Origin of the sequence: Celeribacter sp. HF31 (assembly GCF_011806455.1) — a bacterium.
In the GTDB taxonomy this organism is placed as follows: domain Bacteria; phylum Pseudomonadota; class Alphaproteobacteria; order Rhodobacterales; family Rhodobacteraceae; genus Celeribacter.
This window is the reverse complement of record NZ_JAATOT010000006.1, coordinates 269,515-290,392: the sequence shown is the minus strand read 5'-3', so window position 1 is coordinate 290,392 and position 20,878 is coordinate 269,515. Positions and strand designations below refer to the sequence as shown.

22 protein-coding genes and 1 tRNA gene are annotated in these 20,878 nt (G+C 55.8%); 14 read left to right on the top strand and 9 right to left on the bottom strand.

The genetic code is table 11. The features are described from left to right. Positions 1-2 precede the first annotated feature (2 nt). The 8 genes from HCZ23_RS14900 to HCZ23_RS14865 all read left to right on the top strand — a co-directional run bounded on the left by HCZ23_RS14900 (position 3) and on the right by HCZ23_RS14865 (position 4,208). Positions 3-416: a ketosteroid isomerase-related protein gene (locus HCZ23_RS14900; protein ID WP_167602529.1), complete on the top strand. Its 414-nt coding sequence runs from the start codon at positions 3-5 to the stop codon at positions 414-416. A gap of 10 nt (positions 417-426) precedes the next feature. After that, the gene (locus HCZ23_RS14895) at positions 427-1,014 is read left to right on the top strand and encodes a GNAT family N-acetyltransferase (RefSeq protein WP_167602528.1); all 588 of its coding nucleotides are present in this window, start codon (positions 427-429) and stop codon (positions 1,012-1,014) included. Then, the gene (locus HCZ23_RS14890; protein WP_167602527.1) at positions 1,011-1,892 is read left to right on the top strand and encodes a nitrilase-related carbon-nitrogen hydrolase; all 882 of its coding nucleotides are present in this window, start codon (positions 1,011-1,013) and stop codon (positions 1,890-1,892) included. The genes HCZ23_RS14895 and HCZ23_RS14890 overlap by 4 nt, the downstream gene beginning before the upstream one ends. An 82-nt stretch (positions 1,893-1,974) precedes the next feature. Then, the gene (gene infA / locus HCZ23_RS14885; protein ID WP_009573923.1) at positions 1,975-2,193 is read left to right on the top strand and encodes a translation initiation factor IF-1; all 219 of its coding nucleotides are present in this window, start codon (positions 1,975-1,977) and stop codon (positions 2,191-2,193) included. Between the two features lie 15 nt (positions 2,194-2,208). Further along, positions 2,209-2,787, top strand: coding sequence for a nucleoside triphosphate pyrophosphatase (locus HCZ23_RS14880; protein ID WP_167602526.1), 579 nt, complete (start codon positions 2,209-2,211; stop codon positions 2,785-2,787). Continuing rightward, positions 2,784-3,824: a ribonuclease E/G gene (locus HCZ23_RS14875; RefSeq protein WP_167602525.1), complete on the top strand. Its 1,041-nt coding sequence runs from the start codon at positions 2,784-2,786 to the stop codon at positions 3,822-3,824. The genes HCZ23_RS14880 and HCZ23_RS14875 overlap by 4 nt, the downstream gene beginning before the upstream one ends. Further along, complete coding sequence (locus HCZ23_RS14870) at positions 3,821-4,027, top strand: DNA gyrase inhibitor YacG (RefSeq protein WP_167602524.1); 207 nt, start codon at positions 3,821-3,823, stop codon at positions 4,025-4,027. Before HCZ23_RS14875 ends, HCZ23_RS14870 begins: the two co-directional genes overlap by 4 nt. A 106-nt stretch (positions 4,028-4,133) precedes the next feature. Beyond that, positions 4,134-4,208, top strand: a tRNA-Phe gene (locus HCZ23_RS14865). Positions 4,209-4,247: 39 nt separating this feature from the next. Here the strand turns inward: HCZ23_RS14865 and HCZ23_RS14860 are convergent. After that, positions 4,248-5,360 (bottom strand): tyrosine-type recombinase/integrase, encoded by a 1,113-nt coding sequence (locus tag HCZ23_RS14860; RefSeq protein ID WP_167602523.1) that lies wholly within the window; start codon positions 5,358-5,360, stop codon positions 4,248-4,250. Then, positions 5,360-5,596: a hypothetical protein gene (locus HCZ23_RS14855; protein ID WP_089962752.1), complete on the bottom strand. Its 237-nt coding sequence runs from the start codon at positions 5,594-5,596 to the stop codon at positions 5,360-5,362. The genes HCZ23_RS14860 and HCZ23_RS14855 overlap by 1 nt, the downstream gene beginning before the upstream one ends. Before the next feature lie 379 nt (positions 5,597-5,975). Between HCZ23_RS14855 and HCZ23_RS14850 the strand changes: the two genes are divergently transcribed. The 3 genes from HCZ23_RS14850 to HCZ23_RS14840 all read left to right on the top strand — a co-directional run bounded on the left by HCZ23_RS14850 (position 5,976) and on the right by HCZ23_RS14840 (position 11,169). Continuing rightward, positions 5,976-6,398: a helix-turn-helix domain-containing protein gene (locus tag HCZ23_RS14850; protein WP_167602522.1), complete on the top strand. Its 423-nt coding sequence runs from the start codon at positions 5,976-5,978 to the stop codon at positions 6,396-6,398. 303 nt (positions 6,399-6,701) lie between these two features. Next, complete coding sequence (locus HCZ23_RS14845; RefSeq protein WP_167602521.1) at positions 6,702-6,923, top strand: hypothetical protein; 222 nt, start codon at positions 6,702-6,704, stop codon at positions 6,921-6,923. A gap of 1,102 nt (positions 6,924-8,025) precedes the next feature. Beyond that, the gene (locus HCZ23_RS14840) at positions 8,026-11,169 is read left to right on the top strand and encodes an RNA-directed DNA polymerase (RefSeq protein WP_167602520.1); all 3,144 of its coding nucleotides are present in this window, start codon (positions 8,026-8,028) and stop codon (positions 11,167-11,169) included. A 546-nt stretch (positions 11,170-11,715) separates the two neighbouring features. Here HCZ23_RS14840 and HCZ23_RS14835 read toward each other — a convergent pair. From HCZ23_RS14835 to HCZ23_RS14825, 3 genes are all read right to left on the bottom strand, one after another. Then, complete coding sequence (locus HCZ23_RS14835) at positions 11,716-12,255, bottom strand: HEPN domain-containing protein (RefSeq protein WP_167602519.1); 540 nt, start codon at positions 12,253-12,255, stop codon at positions 11,716-11,718. Between the two features lie 219 nt (positions 12,256-12,474). Continuing rightward, complete coding sequence (locus tag HCZ23_RS14830) at positions 12,475-13,494, bottom strand: hypothetical protein (protein ID WP_167602518.1); 1,020 nt, start codon at positions 13,492-13,494, stop codon at positions 12,475-12,477. Positions 13,495-13,537: 43 nt separating this feature from the next. Beyond that, a complete protein-coding gene (locus HCZ23_RS14825) occupies positions 13,538-14,587 on the bottom strand; it encodes a hypothetical protein (RefSeq protein WP_167602517.1) in 1,050 nt (349 codons plus the stop codon). Between the two features lie 390 nt (positions 14,588-14,977). Between HCZ23_RS14825 and HCZ23_RS14820 the strand changes: the two genes are divergently transcribed. Beyond that, positions 14,978-15,436, top strand: a complete 459-nt coding sequence (locus tag HCZ23_RS14820) for an NUDIX hydrolase (RefSeq protein ID WP_167602516.1) — start codon at positions 14,978-14,980, stop codon at positions 15,434-15,436. A 467-nt stretch (positions 15,437-15,903) separates the two neighbouring features. Then, complete coding sequence (locus HCZ23_RS14815) at positions 15,904-16,377, top strand: hypothetical protein (RefSeq protein ID WP_167602515.1); 474 nt, start codon at positions 15,904-15,906, stop codon at positions 16,375-16,377. Between the two features lie 52 nt (positions 16,378-16,429). On the opposite strand, the gene HCZ23_RS14810 is transcribed toward HCZ23_RS14815, so the two are convergent. Genes HCZ23_RS14810 through HCZ23_RS14795 form a run of 4 tightly spaced genes read right to left on the bottom strand, consistent with a single transcriptional unit; the run spans position 16,430 to position 18,820 of the window. Further along, the gene (locus HCZ23_RS14810; RefSeq protein ID WP_167602514.1) at positions 16,430-17,395 is read right to left on the bottom strand and encodes a toll/interleukin-1 receptor domain-containing protein; all 966 of its coding nucleotides are present in this window, start codon (positions 17,393-17,395) and stop codon (positions 16,430-16,432) included. Positions 17,396-17,414: 19 nt separating this feature from the next. Next, positions 17,415-18,305 carry a reverse transcriptase family protein gene (locus tag HCZ23_RS14805; protein ID WP_167602513.1) on the bottom strand — a complete coding sequence of 297 codons (891 nt, stop codon included), beginning with the start codon at positions 18,303-18,305 and terminating at the stop codon, positions 17,415-17,417. Next, the gene (locus HCZ23_RS14800) at positions 18,302-18,607 is read right to left on the bottom strand and encodes a helix-turn-helix transcriptional regulator (protein WP_037240913.1); all 306 of its coding nucleotides are present in this window, start codon (positions 18,605-18,607) and stop codon (positions 18,302-18,304) included. Before HCZ23_RS14800 ends, HCZ23_RS14805 begins: the two co-directional genes overlap by 4 nt. A gap of 45 nt (positions 18,608-18,652) precedes the next feature. After that, positions 18,653-18,820 (bottom strand): hypothetical protein, encoded by a 168-nt coding sequence (locus HCZ23_RS14795; RefSeq protein ID WP_167602512.1) that lies wholly within the window; start codon positions 18,818-18,820, stop codon positions 18,653-18,655. 1,402 nt (positions 18,821-20,222) lie between these two features. Here HCZ23_RS14795 and HCZ23_RS14790 point away from each other — a divergent pair. Continuing rightward, on the top strand, positions 20,223-20,822 hold the full coding sequence (locus HCZ23_RS14790; RefSeq protein WP_167602511.1) for a hypothetical protein: 600 nt from the start codon (positions 20,223-20,225) through the stop codon (positions 20,820-20,822). The last annotated feature ends 56 nt before the right edge of the window (positions 20,823-20,878 follow it).

Genomic DNA, 20,878 nt, shown 5'->3' with positions numbered 1-20,878 from the left:
CCATGACCCAGAACCGCGCTGACACGCTGGCCCTGTTGACCCGCTATTACGACGCTTTCGCGGCCCATGATCACGCCACCATGCTCGATTGCCTCACGGACGACATCGAGCACCGGATCAACCAAGGCCCCATCGAGCATGGCAAAGAGGCCTTCGCCGCCTTCATGGTCACGATGGACACCGCCTATCAGGAAACGCTGGCCGAGATGGTGCTTTTCGCCAATGACGAGGGTACCCGTGCGGCCGCCGAATTCCGCGTGCTGGGCAAATACCTCAAAACCGCCGAGGGCTATCCGGAGGCCCATGGCCAGTCCTACGACCTGCCCGCTGGTGCATTCTTTGACATTCGCGACGGCAAGATCGCCCGCGTCTCGGTCTATTACAACGCCGAGGACTGGGTGGCGCAGGTCTCCTGAGGCGCGCACCATGTCGCTGAGCTTTCGCACCCTGAAAGGCGCCGAAGTCGAGGCCGCGCTGGATGATCTGGCGCGACTGCGGATCACGGTGTTCCGCGAGTGGCCCTATCTCTATGACGGCTCGCTCGAATATGAGCGCACTTACATGGCGAGTTACGTCGGCAATGACCGCGCCGTTCTGGCCGCGGCGTTTGACGGCGACCGCATTGTCGGGGCGGCCACCGGATCACCACTCGCGGAACATGCCGAAGACTTCGCCGCCGCCTTTGCCCATGTCGACATGCCGATGGACAGCGTTTTCTATTGCGCAGAATCGGTGCTTTTGCCGGAGTATCGCGGGCATGGTGCGGGGCATGCGTTTTTTGACGCCCGCGAAGCCCATGCCCGTGCCTTGGGGCTGAGATATTCGGCCTTTTGTTCGGTCATCCGTCCGGAAAATCACCCCTTGCGCCCCACAGGGGCCCGCAGTCATGATACATTCTGGCGCAAACGGGGGTATGTGCCGATGGAGGGCGTGATCGCGCATTTCGCCTGGAAAGACGTGGACGAAACGACAAGCTCCGATAAGTCTCTGCAATTTTGGGGAAAACCGCTTTGAAACTGATCGCATTCTCATGGCAACCCGATTGGGCGCAAACACCGGGTCATTGGCTAGATCGCTACCGCGCCGCCTTGGCGGACGCCGATGCGGACCGCGATTCTCTGGTGGTTTTCCCGGAATACGCAGCTTTGGAGGCCGCGTTTTATGGCGATGTCTCTTTGGATGCGCGCGGTTGGATGACACGCGGCGCAGATCACTTCGCCCCCTATTGCGATGGGATACGCACGTTGGTGGCAGAGACCGGCGCCACCATTCTTGGCGGGTCCGGGTTCGCACGTTCTGGCGACCAAATCGTCAATCGCGCGCTGTTTTGCGGCCCCGAAGGCGAAGGTTTCGTCGAGAAACGCACCCCCACACCCTATGAGCGCGCCATCGACATGGCCGCCGGCGCCCCCACGCCGCTGTTTGACACACGTTTCGGCAAGGTCGCAGCGCTCATCTGTTACGACAGTGAATTCCCGCTCTTGTCGCGCCGCTATGCCGACGCGGGGGCGGAAATCCTCTTGGTGCCCTCCTGCACCGACACCGAACATGGCGCCATGCGGGTCGAGATCGGCTGCCGCGCGCGTGCGCTCGAAGGTCAGATGATCGTCGCCATGTCGCCTCTCGTGGGCGAGGTGCCGGAATGCGAGGTCGTCGATGTGAATTTCGGCCAGGCTGGCATTTTCGCGCCCCCCGATGGTGGCTTTCCGGCCTCGGGCATCCTCGCCACGGGCACCAAGCATTTCCAAAGCACCGCCGTGCTCGACACCTTGACCGAGTCGGTCGCAGAGACCCATCGGGCCGGCGCCGTCAGCGTGAAAACCCACTGGCCAGAGAGCGAAACTGACAGCGAAACCGGTGAGAAAGCTGTCAAAACGCTGAAATTGGTCTAAATCCACCTTGAAATTGCACCGTTAAAGGCGCATTTACGAGCGCGCCCGTACATTTGGCGGGTGAAACAACAATGGAGTGACCATGGCCAAGGAAGAAATGCTCGAATTTCCCGGTGTCGTTAAGGAACTCCTGCCGAACGCGACATTCCTGGTCGAGCTGGAAAACGGCCATACGATCATCGCGCATACGGCAGGCAAAATGCGGAAAAACCGCATCCGTGTTCTGGCTGGCGACAAAGTGCAAGTCGAAATGACCCCCTACGATCTGACCAAGGGTCGGATCAACTACCGCTTCCGCTGAGCGGTTCTGGCTTCTATGAAGCTTATTCTCGGTTCAGGCAGCCCGCGCCGGAAGGAACTTCTGGCGCAGCTGGGCCTTACCCCCGACGACATCCGCTCTCCCGACATCAATGAGGACCCGGTTAGGGGCGAATTGCCTCGGCCCTATTGCGCTCGCATGGCGCGCGAAAAGGTTCTGGCCGTACCGCGGGCGGGCGATGAGGTCGTGCTTTGTGCCGACACCACCGTGGCCTTGGGGCGGCGCATCATGGGCAAGCCTGTCGATGAAAAGGAATGCGCCGAATTTCTTTTGGCCATGTCCGGGCGTCGTCATACGGTGATCACCGCCGTGGCCATCGCCCATGGCGATCGCGTTTGGGAGACCGACGTGGTGACCACGGTGAAAATGAAACGCCTCTCCGACATTGAGCTGAACAGCTATCTCGCCTCGAATGATTGGCACGGCAAAGCGGGCGGCTACGGCATTCAGGGCCCCGCAGGCGCTTTTATCCCCTGGATTCAAGGCAGCTATTCCGCCGTCATGGGCCTACCCGTGGCAGAGACGGCCAATTTGTTGATGGCTGCGGGCTATCCGATCTATGGAGCACACTCATGAAGGGTACCGTTATCGCCTTGGGCGAAGTTCAGGGCAAACGCGCCGCCGCCTTCCTCCGCGACGGCCAGCTCGACGATTTTCTCGTGGATGCGGGCGAGGATGCCCCCCCGGCCCCCGGTGCGATCTTTCGCGCCAAAGGCGGCCGTAGCCTCAAAGGCATGGGCGGCGCGCTTTTGGATCTGCCGAACGGCGAGAAAGCCTATCTGCGCGGCAACAAGGGGTTGAAACCCGGCGCGCCGATGTTGGTGCAGGTCACCCATATCGCCGAGGAAGGCAAGGCCGTCCCCGTCACCACGCGGGTGCTGTTCAAATCGAAATTCGCCATCGTCACGCCGGATGCGCCCGGGCTGAACATTTCGCGCCAGATCACGGAAGACGAAGAACTCATCCGCCTGCACGATCTCGCCGCAGATGGCATGGAGGGCGCCGATGAGACCATGGGTCTGATTCTGCGCTCGGCCTGTGAGGGCGCCAGCGACGGTGAGATCGCCGAAGACATCGCCGCCATGCGCGGGCTTTGCGAGGCTGTTCTTGCGGACATTTCGGGCGAGCCGGAGCTTTTGGTCGATGGATCGGATGCCTGGGAAGTCGCCTGGCGCGATTGGCCCAAGGCTGACATCTTTGACGACAGCGACGAGGCGTTCGACAACCACGGCGTCCATGAGCTGATCGACGCGGCACTCGACCCGCGCGTGCCGCTTAAGGGCGCAGGGTCCATGTTCATCGAACCGACCCGCGCGCTTGTCGCCGTTGACGTGAACACCGGCGGAGATTTCTCGACGGCTGCGGGGCTGAAGGCCAATATCGCGCTGGCGCGTGATCTGCCGCGACAGCTGCGCCTGCGCGGCCTTGCGGGGCAAATCACCCTCGATCTCGCCCCCATGGCCAAGAAAGACCGGCGTCAGTTCGAACACAGCCTGAAAGCCGCCTTCAAACCCGAAGGCCACGACACGGTGCTGGCCGGCTGGACCCCGCTCGGGCATTTCGAGATCCAGAAAAAACGCGAGCGCGTGCCGATTGCCGAGGTTCTGCGATGAGCTGTCCGATCTGCGGCAAAGACACGGCGCAAAAATACCGCCCTTTCTGCTCAAAACGCTGCGCGGATGTGGATTTGGCGCGTTGGATGAACGGCTCCTACGCCGTTCCCAGCGGCCGCGAAGAGAACCCTGAAGAGATCGCCGAGGCGATGGAAGACGCTTTGCGCGAACAGTTTGAGGCTCTGACGAAAAAACCTCATTAAGGAGCGATTTTCCTCTGGACAGTCCCGCGCCCCCCGACTAGAAACCCGCTACCCGAACGATACGACGTTCAACGAGAGTTCGTTAAACGAAGGTTTTGTTCCCCATGCCCGGGTAGCTCAGGGGTAGAGCAGTGGATTGAAAATCCTCGTGTCGGTGGTTCGATTCCGCCCCCGGGCACCATTTAAATACCTGAAAAATAAGCTACTTTTGGTCATGCGATTAGTTCCTCTCGTCAGGGTTTGCCAGTTTCTTCTGCGGGTTTGACACTTTCGCCTTCATGGCGCGTCGTTCGTACTCCTCTTCCCAGACCTGCATCGTCTTCCGGTTCTTGCGGGCCAACGCGGCATTCTTGGAATAATGCAGCCCCATGACCTTCGAATCCTGAGCCAGCAGATCAGAAATTTCACGTTCGTCCTGCCCTGCCTCCCTAAGCCATGTCGCCATCGTGTGCCGCAGCCCCTTCGGAGTTAGGCCTGGCGCGACCCTTCCATCCTGTTCGAGCTTTGTACGAAGCCGCTGCCAGGCGCTGGCGAAACCATCGTAGGTCCAAGGCGTACCTTTCGAGCTGGCGAGAAGTGTGGGCGCATCATGCGCAGGCACCCTCGCCAGTTCTGATATGAGGACGTTGCTGATCGGGATTGCCGCACCGACATTGGTTTTATTGCGGCCTTTCCAAATCACGCCATCGTCCACCTGATCTTTGCGAAACTCCAAGGCATCGGTCGGATCCTGCCCGGTGCAAAAGATCGTAGCCAAAGCGGCTCTTAGCTGAGGCGACGCTGCATCGAGGACGGTTTGCACCTCTTCGAATGCCCATGTCCTATATGCCTCTGGAGCGTCCTTTGGTCGGGGCTTCTTGATAACGTCTTCGGCGAAATTCTTCGATATCAATCCCTTTGGGATGCAAAATTTGAACACCTGGATGAGGAAGTTGCGCACGCGGTTCGCCTTGTCCCAACTATGCTTTTTCGCGAGCTTATCGTGGATGGCGGCAAGCAACGGTGTGTCTATGGCTGACACGGGGGTATCCCTGATGGGCTCGAGCACCTCGGCACACATCCGATACTCTCGCTTGCTTGCGTCCGACAATCTCAGGAAGTGATCTTCTGCAAAGTAGGAGGCCATGAGTGCATCCAGCGTTCCGGGCTGCGGTGCCTTCTCTCTTACAGCTTCTGCATGAGCTGCAATTCGGGCGCATTCTCCGAAAAATTCGGCGGACCCCAATGGGGCCTTCCGCAGATCGACTTTGCGCCCGGTTTCTCGATGATAACAGCGCATCTGCCCATGACGATCCCGGAAAATCTTGAACCCCCGAACACGGACAACCGTCATTACAGGCGCCCTAAGATTTTTTCGTGCGTATCAGCTTCAGTACCGGATTTGACTTGGTCGATCCATTGGTCGATGTCCCTTCGATCATAGAGGAGCGTTCCTTGTTTGAGCTCGACCGGACGCACCGGACAAGTTGCCTTGAAGTGCTTGACAGGCAACCCCGCATAAATCGCTGCCTCAGATTGACGAAGCATACGCTTGTCTATCACGCTGATGTTGAGATTGGTCGTGGCCATTTCGTGTATACCCCATCAATCCGCATCAGAAGTCGCGCCCGAACAGTCAGGCTCAGGCACTTTGACTTTGGTCGCTCTACGCCGGAACCGCTCCCAACCGCTCATGGTCAAGAGCTTCGTCTTCGAAGACACCTCAACGAACTCCAACTTCCCAGCGTTCATAAGTGCGCGAATTTGCGCAGGGCTTAGCCCGACGATCTCGCCAAGCTGCTTGGGTGAAAGCAAACGCTCTTGTTCCAAAGTCGCCTCCTCGGCATGTAGTTGAAGGTAATCTCTTGCTTCGCACTAACTGGCATGTTCTGATGCCATAAGAAGTGCAAATGTGTCATTTTGTGCATACTTGCTATATATAGCACAAACGTCAATCGGAAACTGCTTTATGGCGCGAGAAACATCTGATTTGTTTGTTGGGGTCGGAGCCAGGCTCGTGATCACACGCAGCGACCTCGGGCTTTCGCAAACGGACCTAGCCAAGGAAATCGGCGTCTCTCTGCGGGCATACCACAGCTATGAAAAGGGCGAACGTGGACTGCCGATCGAGGCCCTGGTCAAGATCCATGAAAAATTTGGATCGGATGTGAACTGGATACTCCTCGGCACCAAAGCGGCCCGCGTCGAACATGACATTGACGCTCTTGAAGAGTTTGAAACCTCGCTGGACCGGTTCCTTACGGAACAGGGCATCCGGATCAAAAGCGAAAAACGCGGGGCCATCGTTGCGCGCTGGTATCGGTCGCTCCTCGACGGAAAAGAGATCGAAATGGACGCCGTCCACACATGGATTGAATTGTTGAGGGAGTAGCACGATGGAAAGGCCGAGCAAAAAATGGCAGCAAACGCGCATGGCAACGTTGGAGCGAGTGAGGCGGCGCCATCATGCCGCACTTCAAAAGACAGCAACAGCGACATTCACGGTCTGCGCTTTTTACCTCGCCGGCTTTCTACATCTCCAAATCTTCGATGTAGATGTGACCCGGCTTAGTTGGGTCGGGACGATACAGATTTCCCTATTGGGAACCACCATTTTCCTGGTTCCGATATCCTTTGGAGCGATGCTAGCGGCGTGGGCCTTCTCACGCCTGCTAGACGCTTAGCGCAAGCGGCGATGGAGACCCGCACACCAGAGCAGCGTCGCCGGATCATGCAGGCGGTGAAACAAGTGCCGAAGCCGACACAAACCGATGACCAGTTAGCCAGCCAGCCAGACAACCTGATGGGGCGCATTGCATCAGTGCAGGAACGTGCGCGAGCGATAACCACTGAGGCGACACTTAGTGAAGCGGAATTAAAAGCTTTCATGGATGAACAGTGGGCGGAGAACAGCTAGGGGACTTCACTCTGCACGCTCCAAGCGTGGTGCTGTTGCCCCGACCCGCGGTTCGCTCTGTTTGGCGACTTAACTCATTTTCAAATAGACACAGGCAACCGACCTTGTGCGGCTCTGCTACATTGGGAGCGATTATTGTGTGAGGCTCAACAAAGCTTCGGTCAGGTACAGTCAATTCGAGCATCAAACGCCGTATGAATGGCCCCAGCCCCTCTGAGCCACCATGCGAGCCTGGCATCGACACGAAGGGCGGAAAGTGGACATTCGCTGCGGATTTGGCGAATGTCCGCTTCCGTCGCTGCAGTGCGACCGCTGATATTTGCGATCAGTCAAGATCACCACAAGCATCCCAGCATTGACCTCCAGACGCTGGCTTTCTCCAGCTAACCCGGTAAAACTGAAGGTCAAATTTGGTAGAAACATGCTCCCGTCGACGTCTGAGGCTAAAGTTCATCTTTGAAGGTGTCGCCGGGTTAAGAATAGAATTTCTTGTTCGAACATTCAGCCCGCTTTGGTCGAACGCGACGAGTTCTGAAAAGGTGAAAACGTGCAGCGACTATTTCCGAGTCTTGAGTTGGCATCTCAAGAGTATGTTTTGGTTCAAGCTTGGAAGAAGGCTTCGTCTTACATTCGATATCACAATTGGTTCTCTGATACTTTGGAGCTTGATCGAGCTGCTGCGGACCTTCCAAGGTTCATATCCGACCTCTCCGAGCGACTACGCAGCGGCAGATACGAGACAGATGAGATAAGGCTTGTTCCCGCTCCGAAGAACCAGCAATGGCATCTTGACGCCAGAGGGCATTGGAAGCCCGTCAAGCGGGGATCGACGAAAATCCGCCCACTAGCCCACGTCTCTCTCTCAGATCAGGTCACTGCGACGGCTTTACTTCTTTGCCTAGGCGACAGGGTCGAGACGGCGCAAGGAGACCCCACGGCCAATATCAGTTCCTCCACAGTGCGCTCTTCGGTCATGTCATATGGTAACCGTCTATTTTGTGACCGAGATGACGATCGAAGTGGCCTCATCCACCGCTGGGGCTCATCCAAGCTATACCGAGCCTACTTCCAAGATTACCGCGCATTTCTTCAACGGCCGGAAATGGTTGCAGCATCGCTTGGCAGTGATGATAAGGCACTGATCATCCAGAGCGACCTCAAGCAGTTCTACGATCGTGTAACCCCAGAGCTGCTCAATACGAAGGTGCAGGCTCTGCGAACCCCTGATGATGATGATGCGTTCTTTGACCTAGCAGCTAATGTCTTCAACTGGTCTTGGACAGAACGTGACGAACGTCAGTTCGACGAATACAAGCGCGGCGCGGAGATCCCCAATTTTGAGGGAGTATCCCTTCCGCAAGGGCTTGTATCGTCTGGGTTCTTTTCAAATGTCGTGCTGCTTGATTTTGATCGGGCTGTCCTTGGACAAATTGGTCATGAGGTGGCCAACGGTGTGTGGCTACGGGACGCATGTCGCTACGTTGACGACATTCGGCTGACGATCACAATCGCGCCGGGGATTGATCATGTTGAAGCTCAAATGCGGGCAATGGGCTGGCTTTCAGAGACGCTGGCCGAGGCCTGTCCTGGCTTGGAATTCTCCCCAGAAAAGACTTCAGCAGCATCGGTCGGTGGCGAGCAGGTTCCTCTCATTCGCCAATCCCGAAAAATGGAGCGAATCCAAACCGCGATCTCTGGCGGGTTCGATGCACGTGGTGGAGAGGAGGTTATCCAGGCGATTGAAGCGCTCGTCCGTTCACAGCTGACCATCAACGGTGCCGGAGAAACGGTAACTCCACCGGGCATGAAAGCGGTGCCAGATGTAAAGGATGAAACAATCGGTCGCTTTGCTGCGGGTCGGTTTCGAAAGACCTACCGCTCACTAAGACCACTCCTTGATGATCGACCGTTAGTCGAGCCAACTGATTTCGGTGAAGAAACCTACCGGCGCTCCCGACTCTCTCAATCTGAGTTGGACGATGATGCGCATGCCTTCGCACTGGTCCTCATCGAACGATGGATACTCGACCCTTCAAATGTGCGACCACTCCGCGTCGCGCTAGATCTCTGGCCGTCTCGCCAGTTGTTAGAAGAAGTACTGAAACTCTTCGAGCCGTATCTATCAGGCCAGATCAAAGTGGTCCGGGATCGACAGGTGGCCTACTATTGCCTTGCAGAGATACTTCGAGCAGGTGCGACTGAGACTGGCTTCGTCAGCGATACCGAGAGTCTTCCAGCGTTGGTCGACCTCGCTGAATATCGGTCGCTGCTCCTCCAGTTGGCGATCCGAGTGGTCCAAGGCAAGGCCGAACGCGCCCCTTGGTATCTAGAGCAGCAAGCACTCCTCTTCATCGCGGCGCACGATCCCCAAGCCATTCAGTCGCCAGAAGCTCCTCGGACCAATCGCTCCTACTGGAAAATGTTATCCTTCCTACAGGGAGCTCACCTGAACCACATATCGAACAGGGATTTTGCTATATCCGCAGTAGTGAGCCGAAGGTCTTTCCTGTCGAGGAACCGAGCGGTAGAACTAGTCGGCCCGAAGCTCACGACGGCGAGATTTGCCGAGGTTGCGGCACGCGACATCGAATTTTCCCGCGATCTCTTGCGCTCCGTCGATTTACAGCCTCACATTCCGGCGGGCATCGCCGAGGACTTGGGAGTCGTAGAATGGACTTTCAACGGAGAGATGCACTCTCTGCAATCCTTTGTTCAGGACAAGGGACCACTAAATCCACTTCGGAACGAAATAGGCGTCCTCAGCTTTGCCGCCAAATTCATCGAACACCTCGAACAGGGGAGTGTGCCGGAGGTCATTACGCCGTCGACTACTCAGATAAGTGTACGGCCAGTTGGCGATTACGCTCATGTTGAGAATGTGGTTTTTCGATCGGCGCAGGTCTCATCTTCGTACCGCTCGATCTACGCCCCACCTTCTTGGGTTCCGGAAAATCAATCCTGGCGCTTTCAGCTTGGTTTTCTCCTACGGTTCATACTGACGGCCAGAATCGACTTTAGCCTTCCCGTCAAGTCGACTTCATGGAAGGAAGCTGAGCACATCTACCGCCCAACTAGAGCTCACTGGTTTCAGCGGCAGTACGGGTTCTACAACGGGCACGAGGCCTTCGGTGACGATTGGCTGCCAATCTCACAGTTCACTCAGGATCTACTCTTTGATCTCCTCATCTGGCCTGGCTGCCGAAAAGGCGACAAGGAGGTCGACCAGTTTTCGTTGGAGGAGATGGCTGTCCGGGTACGTGCTGCCTTAAACGAAGCCCATCTAGCTATTGGCTCGGCAACAGGAACCCTGATGTTGCCGGTCGAAGCTCCAATTCCTGGCTCCGCGTTGACAGGGCGACCGCTCCGGGCCTGCGTAGTCCAATCGATCATGCCTGAGGCCAGAGATTTCTCAGCTACCGATCTCGAGATGCGTTCCTCAAATCTGCGACGAAAACACCGCAGGCATCTATCGACCGCCTTGGCTGCAGTTGAGAAGATGCTAGATCTCCGCGAGACGCATAAGCCGGCAAACAAACGTCTCGATTGGCTCATTCTGCCGGAACTGTCAGTACATCCAGACGATGTTGCTACCCATCTTGTGCCATTCGCACGGGCATACAAGACAGCGATTTTGGCAGGTATGGCCTACGAGCAAGTGGCTCCCGGGCAGCCTTTGGTCAATTCCGCCCTGTGGATCATCCCAAGAATGGTGCCGGGCATGGGGTTGGAGATCGCGATCAGGAGGCAGGGAAAAAAACACCTTTCTCCCATGGAGCAAAAATATGTCAAGCCTGTTAAATTGATTGAAGGCTTCCGGCCGTGCCAATGGCTGATAGGTTATGAATGGTCAAGCAATCCCACCGAGCATCCGCTGTGGCTCACCGCTTCCATTTGCTACGATGCAACGGATTTGAAGTTGGCGAGCGATCTTCGAGAGCGCTCAGATGTATTTGCAATTCCCGCGCTCAACCTTGATGTCGGCACCTTCGATCAGATGGCCCAAGCGTTGCACTATCACATGTATCAGCTAGTTCTGATCGCGAACAATGGAGCATACGGCGGCAGCAATGCGCACATGCCAAAGGGAGAGGCTTATCAGCGTCAAGTTTTCCACACCCATGGTCAGCCTCAAGCTACAATATCTTTTTTCGAAATTGACGATATCGCAGACATAAAGCACCGGCACCAGTTGGGCATGACTAAGTCAGATGGATGGAAGTATCCACCCGCGGGGTCTTTACCCTAGACTTTTACATACAGGATGCTTCTTGTTGCCTCGCACCAAGATGGAACTGCTTTAAACATCGGAGGCGCGAAGCGAACATCAGTCCGCGGACCAGTCAAGGTCGGCTCTGGGCCGTTCACGTCGTTCGACACGAGGGGCGGACAGCCGACATTCTCTGCACGTGCGAACACAACCTCGCCAAGTCGTGGAAGCGAACATTCAGCCAGGATCGCGCCCCTCGGTACGGTACGACCTGTACAGGGGGCGGCAAGCGGCCTGATGGCTGTGCGGCACGGCAGCTACAACTACAGTGAGCTGGAAAATACCCGATCATCGTGCGCAGACAATCAGTTATCAGGTGGCCGAGTCCGGATCGGATTTCTCGGTACGCTCGAACTTGTTGGCCGGCCCGGGCCGGTGCCAAACATCGAAGAATGTCGATGGCACAATGTATATGCTTCTGAAGGCGGCGCGCTCGCCAGAGACATTATGGTCTTCAGGGTTCCCGGGTGCCCGAAATCCCCGTCTGCGCTTGACTAGAGCGCCTAAGTCCCAAGGCGGCAGCAGTTAGTCCCTGATGATCTTCGATAGAGCATGCACCTCGAACCGATCTCCGAACGTCTGCATCACTCGCTTCCATCCCTGTATCGAATTGAGGGTGAGCGCATAAGGTTGCCCATCAACCAAGATATCCTGACCGTGAGCAATTTTATTTCTGACTTGATTGATAGTCCTCAGTTTCTTCTTCAAGCTTGTGGTTGACTGCCCCTGCCAAGACAGGCCCTTGAACACGTCGTCTATACCGAGACGCCTGAATAAAGCGATTATATTTTCGTCGCTTGGGTTTCCCCATCTCGACCATGTCTTGGCGTAGTTCGTCCGCTCATCTTCGGTCATCTGACGGCCGAACGCCTTCTCGGAACATGCAAGGAACACATCGCCGACGTAGGCCTGCAAAGTGGAGGTCAACATCACGACGCAAGCTCGGTTCAATGCACGCCCCTCGTGATTTCCGTCTTCGAGCCTCCTTGGGGCTCCCCTCCCGCCGCCGTGAAGGTTTCTTCTTGCAGCAATAAGTTCATCGACAAGTCCAAGTTCTAAGGGCAAATCCGCTTCCTCGTTGCAATAATATCAAGATAGAAGCGTACAATGCCGCTTCGACGCAAGCCCCTTTGATTAGTCCAGCGAACCTTACTCAATCTGATCCTTGAACAACCCTAAGCGTCGATCTTTTTTGCTATCATCGTGTCACGCGTATCCCCATCAGCATCAAATCGTCTCAACGTCAGCAGCACCCGTAGCGCGTGGAGCGTGAGGATCCGACGATCAGCGCCCGCGCCGTTCGTCTATCATCCGATCAATCTCAGCTTCAACTTGGCCCGCCGTCTCCTGCATGATGTCGCGAAGTGGTTCCGTTTCCTTCATGAAGTTCAGATAGCTAGACAGAGCTGAATGGGGGTTTCGACCGGAGCGGATCTTCTTTGCTCTGGACTCCCACGATGCAACAGGATCTGAGCGGACCTTCATGGGGAAGTGATCTTCCATCCATGTTTCCAAGTCTGCCATATTATTCACGCTCGTCGACCTGACAAAGTTTTTTTTGATGAACGCTCGGCCTTCATCCGAGAAGATGGCCCTCCAAGCCTGGGCGCTGATGATCGACTGGTCGCGACTCACCTTTGAATCGTTGTATGGTCCATCGGCAGCCGTTTGCACACAGTAGTCAAACATCTCGATGATCTCATCGAGATAGTCGGCAATCGAGACGATCATGGCAACATGGTCAAAATCCAGCCGATTTCGGATCTCGCTACAACCCCGATTGAAATCCTGGCCGTTCGGCATGAGTCTGCCGGTCTTCGACGAGGTCGAGATGTATTTTCGAGCCCTGTCCGGGACACTTGTTTTTGATCCGTAAGACCAGTGGCTGACGCGATAATCAGCGAGGATCCGACACACCACATCTAGGTAGAATGCAGACAGGCTAGGCAGAACCTGTTCGTGATGCAGGCCGGCGTGGTGAAGCTGGTTTCGGAACCCGTGGAGACTAAGGACCGTCGCCTTGTCTTCAGTCGAGATCATCCCCTCAGTGTGGGCGAACTTGACCTTCCGATCGAAGTGTTGGCCCTGCGCTGCCAGCAGCTCATCCTTGTGCGGATAGGCGTCCCACTTTCGATCCCAAGCCTTCAGCTCACCAAGTTTGTCGCCAGCGAAGCGATGAAGGGTCAGCTCAAGCGCATTGTCCGTCATCATCAGGCTGAAGCGAGCGTTGTGAACGTCTCCCTTTGAGATGTGCTCTAGAGCGACGTCCAGTTGCTCCAGAACGCCCGCGATAAATTTGACCACCTCAGTCCCCTCGGATGATAGGCTTGTGCATGGTTTTGGGGTATCAGTTATTTTTCAGATCTCGATATTCCCCGAGAGCGTTCTTCGTGCTCCATGGTGAATATTTGATCAGGACACCAAATCCACTTCCCATGCCTGGCTTGATCTGCGACATACATGCGCTCACAAGCTCTAAAGACATCTGATATGCTGAGTACAGCTTCGCGATACCCGGCGGACTTCCTTGACCATACCGCCAATCGCTCATGTCGGAGAACTTTGGCCAGTCTGAAATTCGAGAGCTTTCAAATACTACCCCGTGCAGCTGGCCGCTGTTGAGCAAATCATTGAGTGAGTGAACGTGGGGCTGCTTGCCAGTGGCACTACGAATTACTGCCTTGAGCGCTGTCTCATTCGCCATTTGCAGGTCAAACCAGGCGGGCCCGATCTCTGGTCTTTGGCCTGACACCAGCCGTTCTGCGGCCTTACAGAGATATGTCAAAGTCGATTGAATCAACTTTTGAACTTCGTGATCGCCGTCAGATCGAAATGTAACACGTCGGAATTCAACGGATCGGAGAATTTCAGCGGTGCGATTTGCTTCGGCATCTACCGCTTTTCTTGCTTCGCTGTCCAGTTTCGAAAGGTCGGGGCCATTGTCTATCCAGGCCTTCGCGTCCTCACCCTCGCCAAGACCATCTTCGAAGTACATCCAGGAGAGCTCACCTTTCTCTTCCAAGACTATCCTGTTCGCGGGGACGTCGATCGCAAAGGGCGCCGCGCGTATCATCTGCGCCCCCTTGAGCGCCGCACTCCCGTGGGCGTTCATCGCTGGAGCGCCGTAATGCTCGAAGTACCAATACTCGACAGCGTCAAACAGCACGCGAAACCAGAGCTTCTCTACGCTCTCACCAATATTTTGGGGATCGTCAATACGCTCTTCACCCGCATTGACCTCAATCGCCCCCCCCCGAAACAGCATCATGAGAGCTTGGAGTGGCCGCTGAGGAAGGGGAACCTCCTGTTCGCCAAGATCGCGATCAAACAAATCGAGCCAGTGATGCATGTTTTCCGCCAATTCTCGGCTTTGCTCAAGGCCATGGTCAGTGTCCATTATACAGCACCATAGATTTTTTTGTGTTGGTCACGCCCCTGCTCTCTGAGCCACCTTGGTGAAAGAGGATCGATCCTTGCGGCTGGTAACACGGATATATCATATTTTTCGTCACTCTAATACGACATGGTCCCGCTGTACTGACAATAGCCGTCAGTAGCATTGTCGCAAACGGCAGTTTTTTCCGCGCTGCTGCCCTTGGGGCCCGGACTATGATGCGCAGCGCCATGAAGGTCCGGTATGGGGAAGCTGCGGTGCGGCAACGGTGATCCTGGCAAGGTCCGCAATGGGCCGTCAGCGCCCGCATGCCAGGGCGAGGTGTTCGCCGCACCGCCGCAGTTCAGCTTGGAGCCCTTGTTGGCCGTTCCTTGTCAAGATAGGCAGCACTCCATGACTGCATGGCGTCCACCTCAAGAAATTCGCCTCAAGGCAATCGGATTGCACTGGCGTGACGGGCGGTTGCTGGCAGCAGAAGTCCTCGATGACGAGGGCCGGGTTAAGGGCGTGCGCCCGCTTGGCGGCAGCGTTGAGTTCGGCGAGACCTTGGAAACTGCCGTGATCCGGGAGTTTGATGAGGAGCTGGGAATTCACGTCACACCAAGCGGCTCCCCGTTCTTTTTCGAGAACCACTATCTCCATGAGGGGGCTCGAGGTCACGAGATCATAGCCGTATTCGATGTGTCCCTTTCAGAGGGCGCGTTCGAGGGGCGTGACAGCATCGAGTTCAGAGAGGCGCATGGCAGTGCTTGTATCGCAAGATGGTTTGATCTCGGCGACTTGGACCTGGACGGCGGACCAGAACTGTATCCGAGCGGTCTGAAAAATCATCTGCTTCGCAAGGGCAGCTAAGTCCCGCACAGCGGACCTTGGGGCCTCGGACTATGCTGCGCGGTGCCATGAAGGTCCGGTCTGGGGAAGCCGCGCTGCGGCAATGACGCTCCTGGCCAACGACCGGCGTGGGCCGTTCTCGTCGGCCGCCGCAAGGGGCGGGAAGCGGTCATTCGCCGCAATCTGCGGGAAAGTCTGCTTTGCACATCAGTTGGCAACCTCCTCTCACTCAGTGCCCGTTCGGGGATTTGGATATGTGGAGCCAGCCCTGGCCGCCGAGGTATTGGCGTGAGATGTAGGGGCAAACAAGGGGAGGCCATATGCTGCGCATTTTCAGTTGGTCTGCTACCACTCTCACTATGTCAGTTTATTAGAAATGCGCTCTGTCAGCAGGTTGATATGGTTTCAAAAACCGATTCAAAATGACGCGATAAAGCAGAAAGTTAGGTGAAGTTATGGAAGTTCTATTTTCAACAACTCTCAAGCCCATGGCCGACTTCGAAGTGGGAGAAATTGGTCTCTGCAACTTTGGCAGAGGGGTTGAACTGGCCATGCTTGTTATCAAACTCGATGAGGACCTTGGTTTCGTCACAATGCATGACCAAGGAGATGACCTATTCAGTATTCACTATGTGGAGCACAGACCTGACCTCTGCCTCTCGTATGGCCAGAACTGGAAGCTGGTGCTCGACCCCACTGGGGATATCCAAATGGGAGGCTATGCCTCACCTGAAATTGGCGACATCATCATGTGGAACGGTGCCTATGGCTTATGCGCATTTCAGTCCCGGGGGCCCATGCAGAGCAAAGTCAACTGTCCGCTGACAGGCACCAAGCCTGACAGGTCACCCATCGAAGCAGTATTTAGGTCATGGAAAATTGTCCTCAACGAGAATGATCCCGAGACTGGCCTCGCGCCCGTGATCTTCCGTCATACCGCCAAGCAGGTTTCGCAACCTTGATGAAAACATCAGAAAACAAGGAGAACAGAAACCTTTGAAGGTGCCGCGGTTGTCACTGAAGTGGCTGCACAAACATCTGCCAGTAAGTTTCTGCGGCACCCTCAAACGTCAGCTTCTGGTCTCTGTTTTGGCCGAAGTGTGCCATCCCCATACTACGCAGATACAGGGTTTGCGCATCGGCCTCGACGGTTAGGTTCTCATTGAACCCGTTGGTGTCTGCATTTTCGGTCGCAGTATAAGCAATGCCCCCCATATGCCGCCCCCCCATGAATACGGTACAGCGGCTCGCAGCCTGACCGTTATGGTAGGCAACAGCGCTGAAGCGATTTGCGTCAAGCCTGCGGAACGACCCGTCAATCTCGGGATTGCGAACAGACAATTCAGAAAGCGAGTTCTCGAAATATTTTGCCATGAAATCAAACGCCTCAGTCTGGAATGCATCACGATCACGATCCGTGAACGTTTTGGCCACCCGCAGATTACTTGACCGGATCACTTGATCCGGTGTCGATCTGTTGACTGACTGCGTATTCTGCATGTTGCTGGGTGCCACAGACGGCCTGGTGACCGCTTGTGAATTACCTATGCGCTTTGCTGCTGCCTGAACGGCTTCGGCGACGAGACGGAACGCATGGTCGATATCCGGCCATTGCGTGACCGGGCGGCCGTCCGTTGGCGTGGCCATCAACTTGCCGAAGGGTGCGCCATGCCAGAGGCAATCGCGCAAAATGACCGGGATCACGATGGCCTCTCCCGCCTTGTGCCGTTCCAGCGCACGGATCATCTCGATCTCATAACAATAGTCAGAGTTTAGAAAATCTGGGCTTACCAGCAGTAGGATGATCTCATCGGCTTCAATGTGCGCGTTGATCTCACCGGCGAAGTCCTGCCCAGCCTCAATACGGCGGTCATGCCAGGTCTCTATCAGGCCTTGACGCTGAAGGATTCTGAGCTGGCGTTCTAGCTGGTCTCGTAGTGCTTCGTCAGCGTGGCAGTAGGAAAAGAAAACAGTCGTCATGTATACCCATCATTGAAAATCAGTGAACATTATTGCGCGCCAAGATTTGTCGCTCGGTACCTTCACGCCCTATTAGGGAGGCCATCTTCTGAGCCTTCTCGTATCCTTCGGGCAGCTTCGCGACCTCTGCCCTCAGTTTATGACGCTCCAGATGCTGGACGTTTGGCATGAGAAGCGTTCGATCTCGCACCACGACGCCCGTCACGACGACCGGCGCATTAATCTGTCCGATTTCCTTTGACGCTTTGAAGCTGTGACCATGGTGGGCAAGCCGCTCCTTGATCGCATGGATCAGCACCCCGGGAACGCTGTGCCCAGAAACTGTTATGTCATCGACATACACGCTAACCTGGCATCCGGCATCACGGGTCAGCTGATTAATCTCGTCCCACATGTCAGCGTAGGCCCAGAAGGCCAGCGATGGGCTGGCAGGGCTTCCGGCTGGCAGAACCCCGTTCAGCGTTGTGAGATCAAGAAGGACCTTCACTACGTCGGGAGGGCACCCGAGATATTTGCCTAAGAACCATGCTACCTTGCTGGCTGTGCAGCTCGGATAGAAATCTTCGATGTCGAGAAGATGGAACGCTGCTGCACCGCGATGCCATGCGGCATTGTCGATGTTCGAGCGACCGCGCACTGGCGACATCAGGTAGTCCGGAGTTCTCACCCGCAGCAGCAACTCTCCGATCCGCCGTTGAATACGCTTCAGATCGCCCCGTGGTGCAAGGACAGGACGGAATGTTCCGTCTTTTTTCTTCTTGCGCAGGGGCTTGTAGAGATCGGGTGCGGCCTTCAACTCAGCAAACTTCTCGGAACTGGTCTGTAATAGTTTGAACAACTTTTTGCGTGTGCTGCACCGATAGAGGGCACATTGATCGAGGGCATAGGACTTGTCGCGGCGCTTGGTCATGATGACGCTCGCTTCCGCTCGATCATCCTCAGAAAATCAAGTATCTTGTCAGCGACAACCCCACGCGCTTTCTCGATAGCGCCCGGCGTCGTGCCTTCTGTCAGCTTCTCGTCAAAAAACCAGATCGAGCTGACTGGCAGATCAAACTCTTCGGCGTATCGTGCAACGATTTCCTGACTTGGCACTTTCCGGCATCTTTCAATATCAGAAAGGTGCGATTGGGAAATATCGAGACGTTCCGCCAACTCGTTCTGTTTCAGATCATGGAAGACCCGGATCAATCTCAGTGCTTCACCTAGCATTCTCGGTCCTCCTTTCGCCAAATGCGAACATTAAGGGTCGCGCGGTTAGTCGCCGGACAACCGGGACAGCCATTCGATGAGGTCAAAGAGTTTCCCCATCCCCCAGGCTACCCAGAATGCGCCCTTTAACAGGCGAGACTTCCACGTCGGCTTGCGCTTCCGTTTTGTCCCGCGTGTCCCACGCTGGCTGATCTCGTCGGTGTCGTAAGCCATGTCATGGCCTCCTCTGCTGGCCCTGCCGCAGGATTGCGGAAGGGTGTCGCCACCAGCGCGAGGAACGGAGAGACCGTCCTTATCCCTTATGCTGGCCCCCCGGGGTCGCCCGGGGGGCCGCCGCCCCGCCGCCGCCACAGGGGCCGCTTGGGGGGTAGGCGTCAGAGGGAACTAGCCCCTCCACGGATCGGTGAACCGACCCTAAGTACAGCGATTTTATTCCGAACCGAACCGAAGCCCGGCATACCGATAAGACATAGATAGGATCTTCCTTGTGCGATACAAGATCGCTAAGGGCGATTTTTTTCGCATCCCCTCAAAGGCTGATCGTTGCGAATGAAGACGCCGTCGTTGAGGTTCCGAAAGTTTAAGAGGGTCGCTTGCGGACCTTCGCTGCATCCTTCATCGATGACTGCTATGGGCCGAAATTGGCAGCCGGAAGATGTTCGCGCCAAGATGCGTGTCGCTTCCAGTCTTTCCTGTCTCGACATGGTTTTCTCACCGTTTTCATTGATCCACGGAGCGCTCCGCTCCCGCGCCTTCGTCATCATCGAAGGGAGGGTAAGCGCCCGCTTACCCCTGCCGAGCGGCGAGCGTGAGAGGATGGGGGTGAAGCGAAATCGGCAGGGGCGGTGCGGCCCGCAGGCGAAGCCGAGGACACGGCCCTGTCTATTTCGCTTCAGGTGGAAGGAAGCCGAAACTCCTTCCCCCTTCACGGACGGGTATGGCGCGGTCGGCCGCGCCTCTTCTGACTTTCAGTTCGGATGCACAGGCTTTCCGCTTCCACGAGCGGTATCTGCTGGCCACAATGTAATAGCCTATTGAAGCCAAATGGATGGCAAGATGCCAGATTTGCTCCTTGACCTGTCATACGACCTCTATGGGCGGCTTTGTGAACTCGCATGGGAGAATGGTGTTTCCGCTGAAACGCTGGCCCGCCAGACCTTCATCTTGCCGATCGGCTGCAACCCGTCTTCGGAGGAGAGTCCGATCTTTACCGGCTTTCTGAGGCGGCATAAAAACGATGTTTTGGCGATTGCAGATAGAGAGGCCGTTTTATCTCAAGGATTCGGAAGAGCTGAAGTTCGTTTTGGTTTCAGCGGATTACGACCCGCGACTTCTGACGCCCGGCACGTCCGGAGGTTGACGCCTATCCTGGGGGCTGTCTGCCCCCCGTGCCTAGCGGCACTCCCCCGAGGATACTTGGAGAAAGATGAAACCATGACCCCGGCTGAAGCGCGTCGAGAGCACAAGACGCGCCACACGCATTCGCTGCGATAGAGTGAATCGTAAAACTTCAAGACGACGCTGCCCTTTCCTAAAAGCACCTTTCATCAAATAGTTCTTTATTTGTTCCCACCCAAGCCTTAGAGTTTCGGACAGGGCCAAACAGGAACGCACGATGAAGATTAGGGTTAGCCAGTTCGTCGATTTCGTGTATGGCGACAAGCGCAAAGACAAGGCGAAAGTCAGAAGCATAATTGACGAGCTCGACTTGCCATATGATCCGGCTAAGGATCGCTACAAGCAGTTTCGGGAAGCTTTGATATCTTTCGAAGATCAAAAAATTTCAGCTACTGATTTTCTATCACTGCATTCCAACGTTTCCGCAAATAAGTCTGCCGGATACAAGGTTTTGTGCCAAAACTATCTGGATTTAAAAGAGGATCACGCGCTCATTTGGCAGGGCCGCAGCCCTATCGAAGCGAAAATTGCTGGCCTGCACATCGCAACGGCCTGGTACTTACGTACAGAAGCAAACAATCAGAGACGCATCATTTTCCTACATTTTGGAAAAGAACAGCTGCCACGGAAGAAGGAGCGAGGGCTGCTAACTATACTAAGGTTGGCTAAACCGGATTCGGCAGGAGTCGGCATTCTGAACATCCAGCCGGGCACACTGATAACTGCAACACGGCTGGATCAGAGCGAGGCCGACTACCTGTGCAAGCGTGCTGAAGAATTCACAGCGCTCGCTAAGGACTTTAAGGCAGGCGGCTAGCGGGATTGAACGCCGCTGAAATGCTCACAGCCCTGCGGCGGCAAAGGACACAAACC